The sequence below is a fragment of the Brevibacillus fluminis genome, assembly GCF_052072235.1.
Classification (GTDB): Bacteria; Bacillota; Bacilli; order Brevibacillales; family Brevibacillaceae; genus Brevibacillus_D; species Brevibacillus_D fluminis_A.
The window spans coordinates 2,227,280-2,245,000 of the sequence record NZ_CM125436.1; the positions used below are offsets into that span (position 1 = coordinate 2,227,280).

The 17,721-nt window shown below is 52.3% G+C and carries 15 protein-coding genes (1 of these 15 running past the window's edge); 14 read left to right on the top strand and 1 reads right to left on the bottom strand.

What is annotated here, in order from left to right:
- The first annotated feature begins 57 nt into the window (after positions 1-57).
- The 14 genes from glyQ (at position 58) to ACTID9_RS11080 (ending at position 17,651) form a co-directional block, all read left to right on the top strand.
- Positions 58-945, top strand: coding sequence for a glycine--tRNA ligase subunit alpha (glyQ, locus tag ACTID9_RS11015; protein ID WP_441072547.1), 888 nt, complete (start codon positions 58-60; stop codon positions 943-945).
- Complete coding sequence (gene glyS / locus ACTID9_RS11020) at positions 938-3,007, top strand: glycine--tRNA ligase subunit beta (protein ID WP_441071299.1); 2,070 nt, start codon at positions 938-940, stop codon at positions 3,005-3,007. The genes glyQ and glyS overlap by 8 nt, the downstream gene beginning before the upstream one ends.
- Positions 3,008-3,212: 205 nt before the next feature.
- On the top strand, positions 3,213-3,845 hold the full coding sequence (locus ACTID9_RS11025; protein WP_122920354.1) for a helix-turn-helix transcriptional regulator: 633 nt from the start codon (positions 3,213-3,215) through the stop codon (positions 3,843-3,845).
- A gap of 11 nt (positions 3,846-3,856) precedes the next feature.
- The gene (locus ACTID9_RS11030; RefSeq protein ID WP_441071300.1) at positions 3,857-4,684 is read left to right on the top strand and encodes a pyruvate, water dikinase regulatory protein; all 828 of its coding nucleotides are present in this window, start codon (positions 3,857-3,859) and stop codon (positions 4,682-4,684) included.
- Between the two features lie 147 nt (positions 4,685-4,831).
- Complete coding sequence (gene dnaG, locus ACTID9_RS11035) at positions 4,832-6,688, top strand: DNA primase (protein WP_441072549.1); 1,857 nt, start codon at positions 4,832-4,834, stop codon at positions 6,686-6,688.
- Positions 6,689-6,723: 35 nt separating this feature from the next.
- The gene (gene rpoD / locus ACTID9_RS11040; RefSeq protein WP_441071301.1) at positions 6,724-7,842 is read left to right on the top strand and encodes an RNA polymerase sigma factor RpoD; all 1,119 of its coding nucleotides are present in this window, start codon (positions 6,724-6,726) and stop codon (positions 7,840-7,842) included.
- A 103-nt stretch (positions 7,843-7,945) separates the two neighbouring features.
- Positions 7,946-8,833, top strand: coding sequence for a hypothetical protein (locus ACTID9_RS11045; protein ID WP_441071302.1), 888 nt, complete (start codon positions 7,946-7,948; stop codon positions 8,831-8,833).
- 145 nt (positions 8,834-8,978) lie between these two features.
- Entirely contained in the window at positions 8,979-10,118 is a 1,140-nt protein-coding gene (locus ACTID9_RS11050; RefSeq protein ID WP_441071303.1) for an acyl-CoA dehydrogenase family protein, read from the top strand.
- 118 nt (positions 10,119-10,236) lie between these two features.
- Positions 10,237-10,971, top strand: a complete 735-nt coding sequence (locus ACTID9_RS11055) for a tRNA (adenine(22)-N(1))-methyltransferase (RefSeq protein ID WP_441071304.1) — start codon at positions 10,237-10,239, stop codon at positions 10,969-10,971.
- Entirely contained in the window at positions 10,947-12,062 is a 1,116-nt protein-coding gene (locus tag ACTID9_RS11060; protein WP_441071305.1) for a Nif3-like dinuclear metal center hexameric protein, read from the top strand. The genes ACTID9_RS11055 and ACTID9_RS11060 overlap by 25 nt, the downstream gene beginning before the upstream one ends.
- A 14-nt stretch (positions 12,063-12,076) precedes the next feature.
- The gene (locus tag ACTID9_RS11065; protein ID WP_441071306.1) at positions 12,077-12,574 is read left to right on the top strand and encodes a C4-type zinc ribbon domain-containing protein; all 498 of its coding nucleotides are present in this window, start codon (positions 12,077-12,079) and stop codon (positions 12,572-12,574) included.
- 16 nt (positions 12,575-12,590) lie between these two features.
- Positions 12,591-14,582 carry an S-layer homology domain-containing protein gene (locus tag ACTID9_RS11070; protein WP_441072551.1) on the top strand — a complete coding sequence of 664 codons (1,992 nt, stop codon included), beginning with the start codon at positions 12,591-12,593 and terminating at the stop codon, positions 14,580-14,582.
- Entirely contained in the window at positions 14,579-16,084 is a 1,506-nt protein-coding gene (locus ACTID9_RS11075) for a S41 family peptidase (RefSeq protein ID WP_441071307.1), read from the top strand. The genes ACTID9_RS11070 and ACTID9_RS11075 overlap by 4 nt, the downstream gene beginning before the upstream one ends.
- Positions 16,085-16,166: 82 nt before the next feature.
- The gene (locus tag ACTID9_RS11080; RefSeq protein ID WP_441071308.1) at positions 16,167-17,651 is read left to right on the top strand and encodes an alkaline phosphatase family protein; all 1,485 of its coding nucleotides are present in this window, start codon (positions 16,167-16,169) and stop codon (positions 17,649-17,651) included.
- Here the strand turns inward: ACTID9_RS11080 and ACTID9_RS11085 are convergent.
- Positions 17,611-17,721: the 3' portion of an endonuclease/exonuclease/phosphatase family protein gene (locus ACTID9_RS11085; protein ID WP_441071309.1), read on the bottom strand. It continues 573 nt past the right edge of the window; 111 of the gene's 684 nt are visible here — the last part of the coding sequence; the start codon falls outside the window, past its right edge; it ends in the stop codon at positions 17,611-17,613. The two genes, ACTID9_RS11080 and ACTID9_RS11085, sit on opposite strands and share 41 nt — an antisense overlap.

Consider the following 17,721-nt stretch of genomic DNA (forward strand, 5'->3'; position numbering starts at 1 on the left):
GGTTGCGGAGAGGTTTGCTGGCATGGAACTTTTTACGGAGGTGGAAAGAAGATGAAAATGAATTTTCAAGACATTATTTTAACCCTGCAAAATTATTGGGCAAAACAAAATTGCATCATCGTTCAGCCATACGATGTGGAAAAAGGCGCGGGCACGATGAGCCCGATGACATTTTTGCGCAGTATCGGACCGGAGCCGTGGAACGTCGCCTATGTGGAGCCTTCGCGCCGTCCGGTTGACGGACGTTACGGGGAAAACCCGAACCGGCTGTACCAGCATCACCAATTCCAAGTGATCATGAAGCCGTCGCCTGACAATATCCAGGAGCTGTATTTGGACAGCTTGCGCGCGCTCGGCATCGAACCGCTCGATCACGACATCCGTTTTGTCGAAGACAACTGGGAAGCGCCGACGCTTGGTGCGTGGGGTCTCGGCTGGGAAGTGTGGCTGGACGGGATGGAGATCACCCAGTTCACCTACTTCCAGCAAGTGGGTGGCATCGACTGCAAGCCGGTAGCCGTAGAAATTACGTACGGTCTGGAGCGGATGGCTTCGTACATTCAGGAAAAAGAAAACGTGTTTGACCTTGAGTGGGTGAATGGCTTTACTTATGGCGATGTGTTCCATCAGCCGGAGTACGAGCATTCCAAATACACGTTCGAAGTATCGGATGCCGACATGCTGTTCAAGCTGTTCAACACCTATGAAGCGGAAGCGAAGCGCGTCATGAAGGAAGGGCTCGTGTTCCCGGCCTATGACTACGTGCTGAAATGCTCCCATACGTTCAATCAGCTCGATGCGCGCGGCGCGATCAGCGTAACCGAGCGTACCGGCTACATCGCGCGGGTGCGCAACCTGGCGCGTGAAATTGCGAGTACCTATTACAAAGAGCGGGAACGTCTCGGCTTCCCGATGCTTGCGAAAGGGGCGAATAGCCATGAGTAAACGCGATCTATTACTGGAAATCGGAATGGAAGAGCTGCCAGCCCGTTTCGTCGCACCGGCTGCAGCGCAACTGAAGGAAAAGCTGGAAAAATGGCTGCAAACCGAACGGATCTCGTTCGATCAGATCAACCTGTACGAATCTCCGCGCCGCTTGGCCGTGCTGGTGGCGGGCGTGAGTGAACAACAGGCGGACCGCAATGACGAGGCGAAAGGTCCCGCGAAAAAAATCGCCCAAGACGAAGCGGGCAACTGGTCGAAAGCGGCGCTCGGCTTTGCGCGCAGCAATGGCGTTGATCCGGATGCGCTTTATTTCAAAGAAGTGAACGGTGTGGAATACGTCCATGCCCGTAAAAATGAAGTGGGACGGGCAACCTTCGAGCTGCTGCCTGCAATCAAAGACGTAATCGCCGGTATGAGCTTTCCGAAAAACATGCGCTGGGGCGCGCATGAACTCAAATTCGCCCGCCCGATCCGCTGGATGATCGCATTGTTCGGCGACGACATCATCCCGTTTGAAATCGAAGGCGTGCAAACAGGCCGCATCAGCCGTGGACACCGTTTCCTCGGCCACGACGTCACCGTTACGAATGCGGCGGACTACAAGCAGTTGCTTGCCGACCAGTTCGTGATGGTTGACCCTGAGGAGCGCAAAGAAGTGATCGTGCGCCAATTGAAAGAATTGGAGCAAAAGCAAAACTGGATCATCCCGATCGATGAAGGCCTTTTGGATGAAGTCGTTCATCTCGTCGAATACCCGACGGCGCTGTTCGGAACGTTCGAGGCGGACTTCCTCAACATCCCGCGCGAAGTGCTGATCACCTCGATGCGTGAGCACCAGCGCTACTTCCCGGTACAAGATCAGCAAGGCAAGCTGCTGAACCATTTCGTGACCGTGCGCAACGGGGATTCCCGCTCGCTTGAGACGGTTGCAAAAGGGAATGAAAAAGTGCTGCGTGCCCGTCTGGCCGATGCGCGGTTCTTCTATACCGAGGACCAGAAGCTGGCGATCGCGGACTGCATCGCGAAGCTGGAAAACATCGTGTTCCATGAAGAATTGGGCACCATCGCCGACAAAGTGCGCCGTACCGTGAAAAATGCCGATCAAATCGCAGATGCGGTCATGGCCGATATCGCGACCGTCGAACGCGCGGCTTCCATCGCCAAATTCGACCTGGTCACCAACATGGTCAACGAGTTCCCGGAACTGCAAGGGATCATGGGGCAAGATTACGCCAAAAAAGCGGGAGAAACCGAAGCGGTTGCACAGGCGATTTTTGAGCATTACCTGCCGCGTTTTGCCGGCGACATCTTGCCGGAATCGGCTGAGGGCGCTGTCGTCTCCATTTCCGACAAACTCGATACCATCGTCGGCTGCTTCGCGATCGGCATCATTCCAACCGGCTCGCAAGACCCGTATGGCTTGCGTCGCCTGGCTGCAGGGATCGTCAATATTCTGGTTGCGCGCAACTGGACGCTGTCGCTCGACGCGCTGTTTGATATCGCCCTGGCTAACTATCAGGCACAAGGAGTGAACAAGCGGGAAGCGGCTGACGTGAAAAAAGACTTGTTCGACTTCTTTGCGCTCCGCCTGAAAAACGTGCTGCAAGAAGAAGGCGTCCGCTACGATGTGATCGACGCGGTGCTGGCTACCGACCTGTCGGTAGTGCCAAACGTGCTGGCGCGCGCGAAAGCGTTGATGGAAATCGTTCGCGACGATTCGTTCAAGCTGACCGTCGAGCAGTTCAATCGCGTGAACAATCTGGCGCAAAAAGCGACCAGCCTGGAAATTGACGAGGCGGTATTCATCGAAGAGGTGGAAAAATCGCTGCATCAGGCATATGTATCAGTAAGACAAGAGCTGTCATTGGTGGAAGCGGCTGGCGATTTTGTGAAAACGCTGGAGATTCTGGCGTCCTTGCGCGAACCGATCCAAACCTTCTTTGAGCAGATCATGGTCATGGTCGAGGATGAGCAAGTGCGCCAAAACCGGCTTGCATTGCTCGCCAATGTGGCGAAAACGATTTTTGCCTATGCGGATTTTGCCAAGATCGTGTTTGCATAAAACAGCAATCCACGCCGTATGATCAAGTGTGGGCGGGCATTTTGCTCGCCCACTTCCCTTTCAGGATTCGACTTTTTTCTAGCAGATTCGCCTCCGATTGAAACGGGGGCTTTACATTTTTCTGTCGCAAAGCAGGAGATTTGCGAAAAAGAGAGTAATACTAGACATATCAAGATGTAAGGATCGGTGGTGATTTGTCATCGAACTGACGAAACGACAAGAGCATATTTTACAGATCGTGAAAGATCATGGGCCAATCACCGGTGAGCAGATTGCAGAACGACTTCATTTGACACGGGCAACCCTTCGACCAGATTTGTCGATTTTGACCATGTCCGGGTATCTGGATGCAAGACCGCGCGTCGGCTATTTTTATGCCGGAAAACAAGCGGGAACGGTGATCAGCGAGCGACTGCACAAGATGCTCGTCAACGATTACAAGGCCGTGCCGATCGTCGTGCAGGAGAACGCTTCCGTATATGATGCCATCGTAACGCTCTTTCTCGAGGATGTAGGGACCTTGTATGTGGTAAACCAAAAAGGGTATTTGGCCGGTGTGGTCTCCCGCAAGGATTTGCTGCGCGCATCTCTCGGGAACAAAGGTTTGGAAGGGATTCCTGTCAGCATTATCATGACGCGTATGCCCAACATCGTCACCTGTGCTCCGGAAGAGAGCCTGTTTATGGCGGCGAAAAAACTGATCGACTTCCAGATTGATTCGCTTCCTGTGGTCAGGCCGGCCGAGGAAGACAGCCGTCAATCGGAGCTGATTGGCCGGGTAACCAAGACAACCATTGCCAGAGCTTTTGTCGAGCTTGGCAGCGAGCCCTTTTTGTAGGAGGAGAAGCGATGAGCAACGATCAATCGGGTCAAATTATCTACGTCGTATCAGATTCCATCGGCGAGACGGCCGAGCTTGTCGTTCGCGCCGTAGTCAGTCAGTTTGATTCTCGGCTGATTGACATTCAGAAGTACCCCTATATTGAAGATAAAACGTCGATTGACGAGGTGATCGCCTCGGCAAAAGAATCAAAGGCGATGATCGTGTTTACGCTGGTGATTCCGGAATTGAAAGCGTACATTATGGAGTGTGCCGCAGCGGCGGGCATTCCGATCATCGACATCATGGGCCCGCTGCTGTCGACCTTGCAAGAGACGCTGAACGTGTCGCCAACCGGCAAGCCGGGGCTTGTGCGCCGTCTCGATGAAGAGTATTTTCGGAAAGTCGATGCCATCGAGTTCGCAGTCAAATATGATGATGGCAGGGACCCGCGGGGCCTTTTGCGCGCCGACGTCGTGCTGATCGGCGTATCGCGCACCTCCAAAACGCCGCTGTCCATGTACTTGGCGAACAAGCGGCTGAAAGTGGCCAACGTGCCGATCGTGCCGGAGGTTGACCCGCCGGAAGAATTGTTCCAGGTGCCGAAAGAGCGCTGCATCGGACTGATCATCAATCCGGAGCATTTGAATGCCATCCGGACGGAGCGGCTAAAAGCGCTGGGACTTACAGCCCAAGCCAATTATGCCAATCTGGACCGGATTAACCAGGAACTGGAGTTTTCGCGCAAAATCATCGAGCGTATCGGTTGTCCCATCATCGATGTGTCGCAAAAGGCTGTCGAAGAGACGGCAAACATCATTTTGGAGATTATCAAGAGAAATCAGGCGAAAAAATAACGAGGGCAGCAGGAATTTGCCGAAATTTGACGAACTACATTAACTCATTGTAGAAAACAGGCTCGTCAAGCTTTGCTTTGCGGCGAAGCCTTGGTTGCACTTATACTGGATAGGTTTCCTATCTGTACAAGAAAGGTGCTAACACGCATGGCTAAATCCAATGACGAATTTGTCCAGCAGGTTCGTTCAGCGGTGGACATTGTCGATATCATCGGCGAATATGTTCAACTGAAAAAAAGCGGAAGAGCGCTCGTGGGCCTGTGCCCGTTTCATTCCGAGAAATCCCCGTCGTTCAATGTGAACGGGGGACGGCAATTCTTCCACTGTTTTGGTTGCGGCGCCGGTGGTGATGTGTTTTCGTTCGTCATGCAGATCGAGGGTTTGACCTTTCCGGAAGCGCTCAAAAAGCTGGCTGAGCGCGTTGGCCTGACAATGCCTTATGAGCAGGCGGAGTCGCCAATGGAGCAGGACAGTAAGGCAGCCATGTATGAAGCGCATCGTCTCGTGGCGAAACTATATCATCACGTACTTACGTCCACGCCATACGGACAAGCAGCGTTACGCTATGTGGAGAAACGGGGGCTGTCAAGACAGATCATTGATGAATTTCAAATCGGTTTTGCGCCGGATTCCTGGGACTTTACGACTCATTTTTTGAAAAAGAGAGGGTTTGAGCCCCGGGAAATGGTCGAGGCGGGACTTTTGGCGCAAAATGACAACGGGAAAATCTTTGATCGGTTTCGAGGGCGGATCATGTTTCCGATCCAGGATTCCCAGGGAGAGATCATCGGGTTTGGCGGGCGGGCAACAGAAAATATACAGCCCAAGTATTTGAACAGTCCGGAAACAAGCCTGTTTAACAAGAGCAGAACCGTCTTTAACCTGCACCGCGCGCGCACGCACATCCGCAAGCGGAATCAAGCCATTTTATTTGAAGGATATATGGATGTGATCTCGACGTGGCAAGCAGGGATCAAAAACGGCATCGCGACATTAGGCACGGCTTTTACGGAGCAACATGCCCGCGTGATCCGACGAAATGCAGAACAGGTTATCCTTTGCTATGACGGTGATTCTGCCGGTCAGGAAGCGACTGCGAAGGCGCTGGAAATTTTGCAGCAGGCAGGATGCACGGTGCGCATTGCACCATTGCCGCAGGGAATTGATCCCGATGACTTTATCAAAAAGTACGGAGCAGACGCCTTTTCGCAAAAAGTCATTTTGCAGGCGATGCCTGTCACACAGTTTCGGTTGAAACATTTGCGGGGCAAGCGCGTATTACATGATAAGCATGATGAGGCAAAGTACATCCAGGAGGCGCTGGAGATCATCACGCAGCTAAGCAGCCCGATTGAGCGGGACATGTATGAGCGGCAGCTGGCTGATGAATTTACGGTGCCTTTGGAGACCATCAAGGCAGAAGCGCGCCAGGTGCACAAGAACAAGCAAAAAATAAATGAGCAAAGGGATAAAGTAGAGCCAGTATGGAATAATAGTATAAATAATGGCAAATTTGTGGGTGCAAGAAATTCGCCTCCTGTGACGGCTCATGCAAAAGCGGAGAGAATGCTGCTCCATTATATGATGAAAAGCCAGGATGTCGCTGACCGTGTGCGGGAAGAATGCAAGGTGGATTTCCAGCAGGACGAACACAACGCGCTAGCGGCTTATCTTTATGCTTTCTATGCCGAAGGCAATCCGGAAGATCCTGGTGATTTTATCCGTTATCTGGACGATGAAAACTTAAAGCAACTAGCCTCGGGATTGGCTATGATGGAGTGCAACGAAGACGTTTCTGACAAAGAGATTAGTGACTACATCAGACAAGTGAATATCTACCCGTTACAAAGTTTTGAGTTGGAACGTTTGCGCGAGGAGTACAATTTCCTGATGACTCAGCGCGGCGAATGTGAAGAGGAAGAACGACGTAAGCAATTGATGGATCAAGCTCGCCTTGTGGGAATGAAGATTCATGAATTAGAAAATGCTTTAAAGGAAGGGTAGGATCATTAACATTCCCGAGGAAGGAGGGAAAGTAGATGAACAAGCAAAACATGACTCCTGACATGGAGGCCACATCCATTGAACAGGTAAAGGAACAACTGGTTGAGCTAGGCAAAAAACGTGGCGTACTGACATACAAGGAGATCATTGATCGTCTCTCCGGATTTGAGCAAGACTCGGATCAAATTGATGAGTTCTTCGAGTTCCTTGGGGATCAGGGCGTTGAAGTATCGAACGAGAACGAAGAAGATGTCGATGAAATGATGATGAAGGACGAGGATTCCGAGGAATTCGATTTCGATGATCTCTCTGTCCCGCCTGGAATCAAAATTAACGACCCGGTTCGCATGTATTTGAAAGAGATCGGCCGTGTTCCTCTGCTTTCTGCTGAAGAAGAGATCAAGCTGGCACAGCGTATCGAGCAAGGTGATGAGGAAGCGAAGCGCCGTCTGGCAGAAGCCAACCTGCGTCTCGTGGTCAGTATCGCCAAGCGGTACGTTGGACGCGGTATGCTCTTCCTTGACTTGATCCAAGAAGGGAACATGGGCTTGATCAAAGCGGTGGAGAAATTCGACTATCGCAAAGGCTACAAGTTCAGTACGTATGCCACATGGTGGATTCGCCAGGCGATCACTCGTGCGATTGCGGACCAGGCGCGCACCATCCGGATTCCGGTGCACATGGTGGAAACGATCAACAAGCTGATCCGTGTGTCACGCCAATTGCTCCAAGAGCTTGGACGAGAACCGATGCCTGAAGAGATTGCGGAAAAGATGGATCTGACTCCGGAAAAAGTACGGGAGATCATGAAGATTGCGCAAGAGCCTGTATCCTTGGAAACGCCGATCGGGGAAGAAGACGACTCCCACCTGGGCGATTTCATCGAGGATCAGGAAGCGCTCGCTCCTTCCGATGCAGCAGCCTATGAGCTGTTGAAAGAGCAGCTTGAAGACGTGCTGGATACATTGACCGATCGGGAAGAAAACGTTCTTCGCCTGCGTTTTGGCCTCGACGATGGACGCACACGCACACTGGAAGAGGTAGGAAAAGTGTTTGGTGTCACCCGTGAGCGCATTCGACAAATTGAGGCGAAAGCACTACGCAAATTGCGCCATCCGAGCCGCAGCAAACGCTTAAAAGATTTTCTTGAATAGCCGATAATTAAATAGATGCTGGCCTACGCTTTCGCATTTGGGAGGGCGTAGGCTTTTCTATTGTATTTCCCTCATCCTCACTCGTTTTGTAAGGGGGTTCTCCATGGAGGATCAGCGTAAGAAGATCATTGTCAAAGAAATTGAGCATTGGCGAAAAAATCATTTGCTGCCCGAGCATTACTGCATTTTTTTGCTCAACCTGTATACGGAAGGGGAGCGGGCGCAGGCAGATTCGCAAGTCGCGGCGGGTCAGGCTGTCGGTGGCCGATCAAAAAACAGTTCAGGCAATCAGCCAGGAGCAGGCTGGAACAACGCCGTATCGTGGAAAATGATCCTGTTCTGGCTCGTTGGCGCCGCCGTCATCGCCGGCTTCATCTTGCTTGCCTTTCATTTTAACGATTTCAGCTTTCTAATGCAAATTACCATTTCTTCCTGCATCACACTCTTTTTCTACATATTGGCACACGTTTGTCGACGGTTTTCACCCGTCTTTACACACGTCGCCTTGCTTCTATCCTTTTTGCTGCTGATTTTCGGCGGCGTCTATTTTCTGAAGCAGATCGATGCGGCGACGGGTATGCTGATGATATTTTTGCTGGCGATCTGTTTGCTGTTTTGTTTGAATGGACTTATTTTTCGTTTCTTGTATTTGGTATACTGCGGCTTCATCGGCCTGGGCCTGCTCTACGGATATGTGACGCTGGAGCGGGTAAGCGCATCGTACAGCTGGTGGCTCGCTGAACTGTACTGGGTGCCGCTTGCCTTGTTTATGATCGGGGCCGGCTTTCTGCTCAATCAGCGCAATCCGCGAATCGCCGGAGCGCTTTGCATCTGCGGCATTTTGTTTTTTTTCGGTGCTGAGGTGCAATCGCTGTACATTTCGCAGGCCAAGCAGGATACGATTCAGCTGTTGCTTTTTATCAAAATTTTCATGAGCTCGCTGTTTTTTTTCTTTACGCGACAGCAATGGTTCACGTGGCTTCGCCTGTAACAGGCGGGGTCTTTTTTTTCGCTCTTCGGGCTTTTTTCAATTCACACACAATTGTAACTCGCTTGTGTATAATAAAACTATCATTCTGAACAAACGCTCAGTCAACGAGAATAACGGAAAAAATGACAAGGTGAGGTGCGCACAAATGAATTTTGAATTGACACAAGAACAACGGATGCTCTACAACATGATTCGGGAATTCGCTGATGAAGTCGTGGCTCCGGGTGCTGATGAAAGGGATAAAAGTAAGCGCTTTCCGGTAGAGATTTTCCAGGAGATGGCGAAGCTCGAGCTGATGGGCCTGCCGTTTTCGGAGAACTACGGAGGCGCAGGGGCGGATACGATCAGCTTCGCGATCGTGGTAGAAGAACTCAGCCGCGCATGCGGTTCGACAGGCATCACGTATTCCGCCCACATTTCGCTTGGCGGCGCTCCCCTCGCATTATTTGGTACCGAGGAGCAGAAGCAGCGCTACTTGTCGCGGATTTGCTCCGGTGAAAGCATGGGTGCATTCGGTCTCACGGAGCCTGGTGCCGGTTCCGATGCAGGCGGTACGCGCACCACTGCTGTAAAGACCGACAACGGCTGGGTGATCAATGGCTCCAAATGCTTCATCACCAATGCTTCCTATGCCAAGTTCCTTGCGCTGACGGCCGTCACGGACAAGAGCAAGGGGGCGAAAGGGATTACGGCATTTATCGTGCCGACCGACGCGGAAGGCTTCAGCGTCATCGACAATTACGAAAAGCTCGGGCTGCATAGCTCGAACACGACAGAGCTTGTGCTTGAAGGGGTACAGGTGGACGAGGACATGGTGCTGGGCAAAATGGGGGAAGGCTTCAAGCAGTTCCTGATCACCCTTGACGGCGGCCGAATCGGTATCGGCGCGATGGGAGTCGGGATCGCCCAGGCGGCTTTTGACAAAGCGCTGGCGTATGCCAAGCAGCGCCAGGCGTTCGGTCAGTCCATCTCCAACTTCCAGGCGATTCAGTTCAAGCTGGCGGATATGGCGATGCAAATCGAGCTTGCCCGGACGATGGTGTACAAAGCTGCATGGCTCAAAGACCAAGGCCGCCCCTTTTCAAAAGAAGCGGCAATGGCAAAGCTGTACGCATCCGAGGTGGCGATGGCTGCTACGCACCAGGCCATCCAAATCCACGGCGGCTACGGTTATATGAAAGAGTATCAGGTAGAGCGGTTTTTCCGCGATGCCCGCTTGTTGGAAATTGGCGAAGGAACGTCGGAAATCTTGCGTACTGTCATCGCCCGTCAAATTGGTTGTTGAATCCAGACGAGAAACCCCGATCAGCTTTTGTCGAGCTGACGGGGTTTCTTTTGTTAGGCTTTTGCCAGTAAATAAGGTAGAATAGTGGAGAATAACAGCAATGCAGCGGGGGAAAGAAATGACAACCATTCCTATATCCAAACGACTTCAAACGATTGCAGCGTATTGCCCTGCCGGTGCTCGCGTAGCCGACATCGGATCGGATCATGCACTGCTTTCTGCTTATTTGTTACTGAACAATATCGCGTCCCATGTGATTTTGGGGGAGCTGAACGAAGGGCCATACCAAGCGGCTTGCCGCCAAATCAATGGGCTGGCGACCCGCGATCGCGCGCAGGTGCGAAAAGGAGACGGGCTTGCCGTCCTGTCCCCGGGCGAGGTCGATGTAATCTGCATCGCCGGGATGGGCGGACAGTTGATCGTCTCCATTTTGCAGGCAGGGCGTCACAAGCTTCCGGGTGTGAAGCGGCTGGTGCTGCAGCCTAATGTCGGTGAGGAGCTTGTGCGGCGCTGGCTGTACGAAAACGGCTGGCAATTGATCGACGAAACGATCCTTGAAGAGGATGGCATCATCTACGAGATATTGGTGGCAGAGCCAGGGGAGCCGTCCGTGCCATACGAGGGACAAGACCGGATGACAACCGAGCTGTTCCGCATCGGTCCGGTTTTATGGCAAAAAAAGCCTGCCATCCTCGCGCAAAAATGGGAGCGGGAAAAAACCAAGTGGGAATCGATTCAAAAGCAGATCGAAAGCTCGGCACGCACGGAAGCGGCGGAAAAGCTTATGCATATACAAGCAGATTTGGACTGGATGAATGAGGTGATCGCATGTTTGCAAACGGACAAACCGTAATTCAATATATGGAGCAGCTTGCTCCGAAAGCATACGCAATGGAAGGGGACAAGATCGGCTTGCACGTGGGAACGCTGCAAAAGCCGATCAAAAAGGTGATGGTCGCGCTTGATGTGCTCGACAACGTGGTCGATGAAGCGATCGAGCAAGGGGTGGATTTGATCATCGCCCATCATGCGATCATCTTTCGTCCGCTGAAGCATTTGCGCACCGATTTGGCCGCTGGCAAAACGTTTGAAAAGCTGATCAAGCATGACATTGCCGTTTACACGGCCCATACGAATTTGGACGCCACGGATGGCGGGATTAACGATTGGCTGGCGGAGGCAATCGGCCTGACACAGGTGGAAGTGCTCGATCCTTCCTATACAGACGCATTGAAAAAGCTGGTGGTATTCGTGCCGACGACCCATCTGGATGCCGTCCGCGATGCAATCGCTCAGGCAGGTGCAGGAGCGATCGGCAATTACAGCCATTGCACGTTCGCTGCGCCGGGAACCGGGACGTTTTTGGCACAAGAAGGCACGAACCCATACATAGGAACACAGGGAAAGCTCGAAAAAGTGGAAGAAGTGAGATTGGAAACCATTATGCCGGCATCCAGGCAGATTGCTGTTGTGAAAGCGATGAAGGCGGCCCATCCTTATGAGGAAGTCGCTTATGATGTGTATCCACTCGAACTGCCTGGCAAGTCGTACGGCATCGGCCGCATCGGCAAGCTGCCACAGCCGCTGACGTTGAAGGAGCTGGCGCAGCACGTAAAGCAAGTGTTCGGATTGACTGGCTTGCGCGTTGTCGGACCGCTGGATGCAACGATCAAAAAAGTGGCGGTTGTCGGCGGCGACGGCAACTCCTTTGTCGGCAAATCCGCGTTCCGCGGTGCAGACGTGCTCATTACCGGCGACATCTACTACCATACGGCACACGACGCCATGGCAGATGGCATGCATGTGATCGATGCGGGACATAACATTGAAAAAATCATGAAGGGCAAAGTGGCCGATTATTTGCGCGACCGACTTGTGCAAAACGGTTACGCGACGGAAGTTGTGGCGTCAGCCATTCATACCGATCCGTTCACGTATATGTAAAAGGGGTGAGAGGCATGGCGCCTGTAAAGCAGCTGTGGGAATGGCATGTGAAGCGAGAAGCGTTGGCAGCGGCGCGTGCCGCTCATGCGCAATGGGAGAAAAAGCAGCGGGAGCTTGCGCAAAGCGTTGCTCTCTGTGAACAAAAGGCGGCGGAGATTGAGAATCCGGCGACGCCTGATGCGGAGATCGCCAAGCTGCTTGCAGAACAGGAGTTATGGCTAGCGCGTAAAGCACTCGCCCAATTCGACGGCGAACAGGAAGCGCAGTTGCTCAAGCTGCTGCAGCGCGTGCAGGAGCTTGAATTTGACCTGGCTGTAATGGGCCAAAGCTTGCCGGAAGAATGGGTTGCCGAATATTACCGCTTGGCGAAATCGAAGCAAAACCCGATTGTAGAAGTAAAGGGAGAGGCTTGCACCGGTTGTTTCCGCGCGCTCTCCCTTCATAACCGCAATGAATGGCGCAGGGGGAAAGGTTTGGTACATTGTGATGAATGTGGACGGATTCTCGTATAGGAGGATGCCTGTGTCAATGAAAAAAATCATTTCCGGATGCGCCCTGATCGGATCACTGCTCTTGCCAACGGTGGCGGGGGCTGCACCTGCTCCGTTGCCTTTTGGCGATATCAGCAAGCATTACGCAAAAAATGCGATCGTGTACGGCTATGAAAATGGCTTGTTCAGCGGTGCAAAAGGAAGTGCGAAATTTGAGCCAGACCGATACATGACGCGAGGGGAATTCATGGTCGTTCTGGATCGTTTGTTTTCACAAAACGAACAGGCGTTTTATCCATTGCTCATGCTGTCGGAGCATGACGAACTCGGCCTTGGGGAAGGTTTTGACGAGCCGCATCTGCCCTATGTGGATGTCGACCGGCTGACATGGCTGTACCAGCCGGTGCTCCGAATGGAGATCGCCTTTAACAAAATGTACGGTCCCAATGCATTGGAGCGGATTTTCCCCGGCAAGGAGTTTCTTCCCAATCAGCCGATTACAAAAGGTGAAGTTGCCCAACTGTTTGCACTGTTCCATTCGGGCCCGGCCGCAAATGACGACACGAGCAAGAAGCTGTTTTCGCTTTTGCAAGCAGGCCAACAAACGGACAAGCTGACGCGGGGAGACGGTGCCATCCTTGCGGTCAACATGCTGGGCTACATGGCGGCAGAGCCGATTTTGCCGCTGCTCGATCCGAATCAGACGAAATTCCCGATCGTGCCTGAGATTGAAGATATTTTTCCGCTCTTTGGCGTGTATACCGATCAAATCAGTCCGGATGAATCGCTTTATGTAAAAGCAGCAGCCAAAATCCGCAATTACAATGACGAAGCGAACACGTGGAAGACGCTGCAAAAGCTGGCCGACGAGAAATTTTACAACCAGGTCGGGGTTCACTACTATTTAAGCTGGAATCCGGAAGTGCCGTTGCAGGAGAATATGAAGGAAGCTTTTCTGGCCATAGACGCTTATTTTGCGGATAAGGTTGTGCTCCCGGACACACTGGAATTATTGGTTGCGAATGTGTACGATCTCGCGCTGAAAATCGAAACGGAAGATCCTGCGATTTTTGACACAGCGCTCGCCCATCTGCGCACCTACGAACCCAAAATCAAACCGCAAAGCCAAGAATGGCAGGCGCTTGCGACATATGAGGCGGCAATGGAAGCGAAACGCGGGAATACGCAGAAGGCGATCGATCTATATAAACAGTTTCCGCAAAACGACCATGCGCTGCTCAATGCCGTATACTATTTGCACGAATTGAAAAAAGACAGCGAGATTCAGCAGCTGCTTGACACGAGCAAAGATACCGAGACGCAGATGCATCATGCCTTGCTGATTGATTCGATCAAGCAGGAATTGAATTTGCTCGCACAGCAATCGAGCTTCGCGAATGACTTGTCCTATGCGCTGCACCGCACCGACAATGCACCGAATGTGACCATCCAGGGCGAGTCGCAGTTGAACGGGTACTCCTTTAAGTATCAGCAAACGGTGGACAACGAGGGGAAGTTCAGCCATGTTACAGGTTACTACCAGGCGCCGGAAAGCCTCGTGCCGCAAAAGCTGGAAACGTACTATGACGATTCGGCAAACGTCGAATATTTGCACGATTTCGAAGAGGATACTTGGTCCAAACAATCGAAATCGGCGATCGATTACATGCACGAATGGGTGGACAAGCAATCGGTCTTCGATCGGATGACAAAGCTCAATGCCCGTTACTTGAAGCAGTCGTTCGGCGATTACGATGTCATCACGGAATGGATTCCGTCCGACCAGCTGCGAGCCCAATCCGCCAAGCTGCAGTTGGGAGCGGGAAGGCTGAAGAGCGTCCCGACGTTTGTCACCAAGTATTACATCGATCACAAGACCAATCAGCTCGTGCGGAAAGTTTGGCGCTATGAAGAAATATACGACAAAGAATACGCAGCGTACTCGGGCAGTGATACGTACCAGGGTTACGGAACCAGTGCACTGCGCATTCCGCAAGATACGCTGAAAGGGGCGGTGGAACAGAAATGAAGAAAATGCTGCAGTCCGTCTCACTCTCGCTGGTGCTGCTGTTCGGCGCTGTGCCAATCGCACAGGCAGCGGGGCAACCGACAACGGCCAATGAGTTCGATGACATCTTTTTTGACCTCGTATCCTTCCATATCAGCAAGCCGAAGGCAGCCCAGCTCGTAACGGGCGCCTTAAAGGCGGTCAGCGAGGAATTGAGCAAACAAACAAAAGGGGCGTATTTGTACGCTGCCGACGATGATACGTTGCCCGAGCTGAAAACACGATTGGCGGAGTGGCAAAAGCAGAGCGGCCTCGATCAAAAAAAGCTGGAACGGCTCGCGATTGCCGGAATGCTTGGCACATTGAACGATCCGTACACGATGTTTTTCAGCAAGGAAGAACTGAAACAGTTTCAGGAAGCGGTCGAAAATGAAATCGTCGGATTCGGCTTCAAACTGCGCATGTCGGGCGATCTGCCGATGATCCGCGAGGTGGTTGCCAATTCGCCTGCTGAAGCGGCTGGCGTGGAAGCGGGAGATTTGCTGCTGTCCGTCGATGGAACGGCGATGAAGGGAAAGTCGTTTGAAGACGTTTTTACGTTTCTAAAAGGAGATGAAGGGACGGGCGCGTCGTTCGTCTTTTACCGTGCGGAAGAAAAACGGCAGTTCACCGTCAAGATGAACCGTGCCGTATTGGAAATTCCGGAAACGACGGCTGGTCGCTTTACGGATGACATCGGCTATATTCGCTTGGATACATTCAGCTCCGATGCCGGAGAGCAGTTCCAAAAATCGCTGCAAACGCTAACCCAAGGCAACCGGCCGCTGAAAGGGCTGATTGTTGATTTGCGGGACAACGGCGGGGGGTATTTAAGCTCGGCCCGGGATATCGCATCCCTGTTCATGGAGGATGGCATCCTGATGTATACCACCAACCGCAATGGAATTGAGGTGTCCACCCGCGTTTACAACGGTCAAACCGTCAAATTTCCTGTGAGCATCCTCGTCAACGATTCCACCGCTTCGGCCTCTGAGATGCTGTCCGGCGCGCTGCAGGACAACGGGATCGCCAAACTGGTTGGCACCAAAACATTCGGAAAAGGGAGCGCCCAGCAGGTGATCCCGCTCGTCGATGGCGATGCGTTGAAAATTACGCTGCATGAATATTTCACACCGAAGCATCGTGTCGTCAACCATGTCGGTTTGACACCGGATGTCATTGTCTCTGACGATATTGCCCAAGTGATTGCGGGGTTGAAAACCGAGGGTGTGAAGAAATTCCGCGTCGAGGAGCAGGACGAGCAGATTCTTATCAACGGGGTTGCTTTTCCGGCGACCGCGCCGCTGTTCACCAAACAGGGAGCGAATGTTTCGATCCGCACGAGTGTTCTGAAACAACTGCAAGGCAATCAGCCGGAAAGTGCAAATGATCCCGTGTACACATCATTGACCGATGCTGTTGTGAAAGCGGCCGGATTGCAACTGACTGTAAACAAAAACAGCATCCGCATCGATAAGCAGTAAGCACATCCATGCATAGATGATCGGCAAAGGCCAAGACTAACGGATACGGATTGACTCTCGTAGGGGGTGAGGGAGGTACAGGATGAAAAAGGTACTTCTTTTCCTTGTTGACTCAATGATGCCCGATGTCCTGGAGCAATGTGTTGCCGAAAATAAAGCACCAGCCTTTCAATACATGATGGAGCACGGTCAGTACATGAATGATTGTGCGACCGTTTTTCCAACGATGACAGCCTCCATCGACTGCTCGCTTGTCACAGGGGTCTATCCCGATCGACATACGGTGCCAGGCCTTGTTTGGTACGATCCGGATACGAAAAAAATCATCAATTACATCAATGGTGCCATGCCTGTTGCCAAAATCGGGATCGCCCACTGTGCACAAAACGTGCTCTATGATTTGAATGAGCAGCATTTGAGCCGATACGTCAAAACGATTCATGAGGTGCTGGAGGAGCAAGGCTTCGTTTCCGGCTCCATCAATGTGATTGCCCACCGCGGACATAAAAAGCATACCTTGCAGTTGCCTCTCGCGCTGCAAGCCGTGACGGGCGGACAGATGCCGCGGAAAGTGAGCGGACCGACGATTTTCAGCATGGGGACCATGGCGGTGCCGAATATTTTTCGCCCGATTCCGTGGGGGATGGGACATACCTCGCTCGGTTCCTACGGAATCAACGACGCATACGCAATCGATGTTCTGATCGAGGTGGTTGCAAGCGGGAAACAGCCGGATTTTACGCTTGTGTATTTACCGGATAACGACCACAAGCTGCACCGCTCTCCCATGAAAGCCACTGAACACTTGGCGGCTGTCGATCGGCAGATCGCCCGCTTTCTCGACACGTTTCAATCATGGGATGCGGCTCTTGAGGAAAATGTTTTTATCTTTATCAGCGATCATGGGCAAACGACGATCGGCGCAGATGAGTCCCATAATATCGACCTGGAAACGTTGCTCGCCTCGTTTCGATTGCATAAGTTGGGCGAGGAAATCCAAAAAGAAGATGAGATCGTTATCTGCAACAACGAGCGGATGACCTATCTGTATCCGATGAACGATGGACTGACGCCAAAGATCGTGGCTGCCGTTTCGGGTGAGCCTCGAATTGACCTCATTGCCTGGAAGGAGAACGGGTGGGTTCATGTGCAAAATGGCGGACGGGAGCACCACACACTCAGGTATCGAAAAGGTGGCGGGCAGTCCGACTGCTATGGAATGCAGTGGACGATCGAGGGGGATTTGAAAATCCTTGATCTGCAGCTCGATTCACAGGGGAACATTTGCTTTGACAGCTATCCCGATGCATTGAGCCGCTTGTATGGCGCGCTTTTTGCCCGAAATGACGAGGTGGTGATCGTTACGGCTGCCCCGGCATACGAGTTTTATTCCGAGTATGCGCCCACGCATCTTGGCGGCGGCAGCCATGGCTCCTTGCACAAGCGCGATTCGCTTGTTCCGCTGATTGTGGCAGGGGCAAAACACGTCATGAAGAGGCCGGCGCGCCTTGTGGACGTGAAAGACTTTATTTTGCAGGAACTGGCTGTTCAGGCAGTTCCAGTGTAACCAGCAGCGGGTAATGGTCGGAGCATTTTGCCCGCAGCACGGTGTAGTTTTTGATGCTCCACTGTGTCGA

Coding starts and splice junctions, on each gene's coding strand:
- dnaG (WP_441072549.1), top strand. CDS start 4,832: ATGGCTAAATCCAATGACGAATTTGTCCAGCAGGTTCGTTCAGCGGTG.
- ACTID9_RS11070 (WP_441072551.1), top strand. CDS start 12,591: ATGAAAAAAATCATTTCCGGATGCGCCCTGATCGGATCACTGCTCTTG.
- rpoD (WP_441071301.1), top strand. CDS start 6,724: ATGAACAAGCAAAACATGACTCCTGACATGGAGGCCACATCCATTGAA.
- ACTID9_RS11030 (WP_441071300.1), top strand. CDS start 3,857: ATGAGCAACGATCAATCGGGTCAAATTATCTACGTCGTATCAGATTCC.
- ACTID9_RS11060 (WP_441071305.1), top strand. CDS start 10,947: ATGTTTGCAAACGGACAAACCGTAATTCAATATATGGAGCAGCTTGCT.
- glyS (WP_441071299.1), top strand. CDS start 938: ATGAGTAAACGCGATCTATTACTGGAAATCGGAATGGAAGAGCTGCCA.
- ACTID9_RS11075 (WP_441071307.1), top strand. CDS start 14,579: ATGAAGAAAATGCTGCAGTCCGTCTCACTCTCGCTGGTGCTGCTGTTC.
- ACTID9_RS11065 (WP_441071306.1), top strand. CDS start 12,077: ATGGCGCCTGTAAAGCAGCTGTGGGAATGGCATGTGAAGCGAGAAGCG.
- ACTID9_RS11050 (WP_441071303.1), top strand. CDS start 8,979: ATGAATTTTGAATTGACACAAGAACAACGGATGCTCTACAACATGATT.
- glyQ (WP_441072547.1), top strand. CDS start 58: ATGAATTTTCAAGACATTATTTTAACCCTGCAAAATTATTGGGCAAAA.
- ACTID9_RS11055 (WP_441071304.1), top strand. CDS start 10,237: ATGACAACCATTCCTATATCCAAACGACTTCAAACGATTGCAGCGTAT.
- ACTID9_RS11080 (WP_441071308.1), top strand. CDS start 16,167: ATGAAAAAGGTACTTCTTTTCCTTGTTGACTCAATGATGCCCGATGTC.
- ACTID9_RS11045 (WP_441071302.1), top strand. CDS start 7,946: ATGGAGGATCAGCGTAAGAAGATCATTGTCAAAGAAATTGAGCATTGG.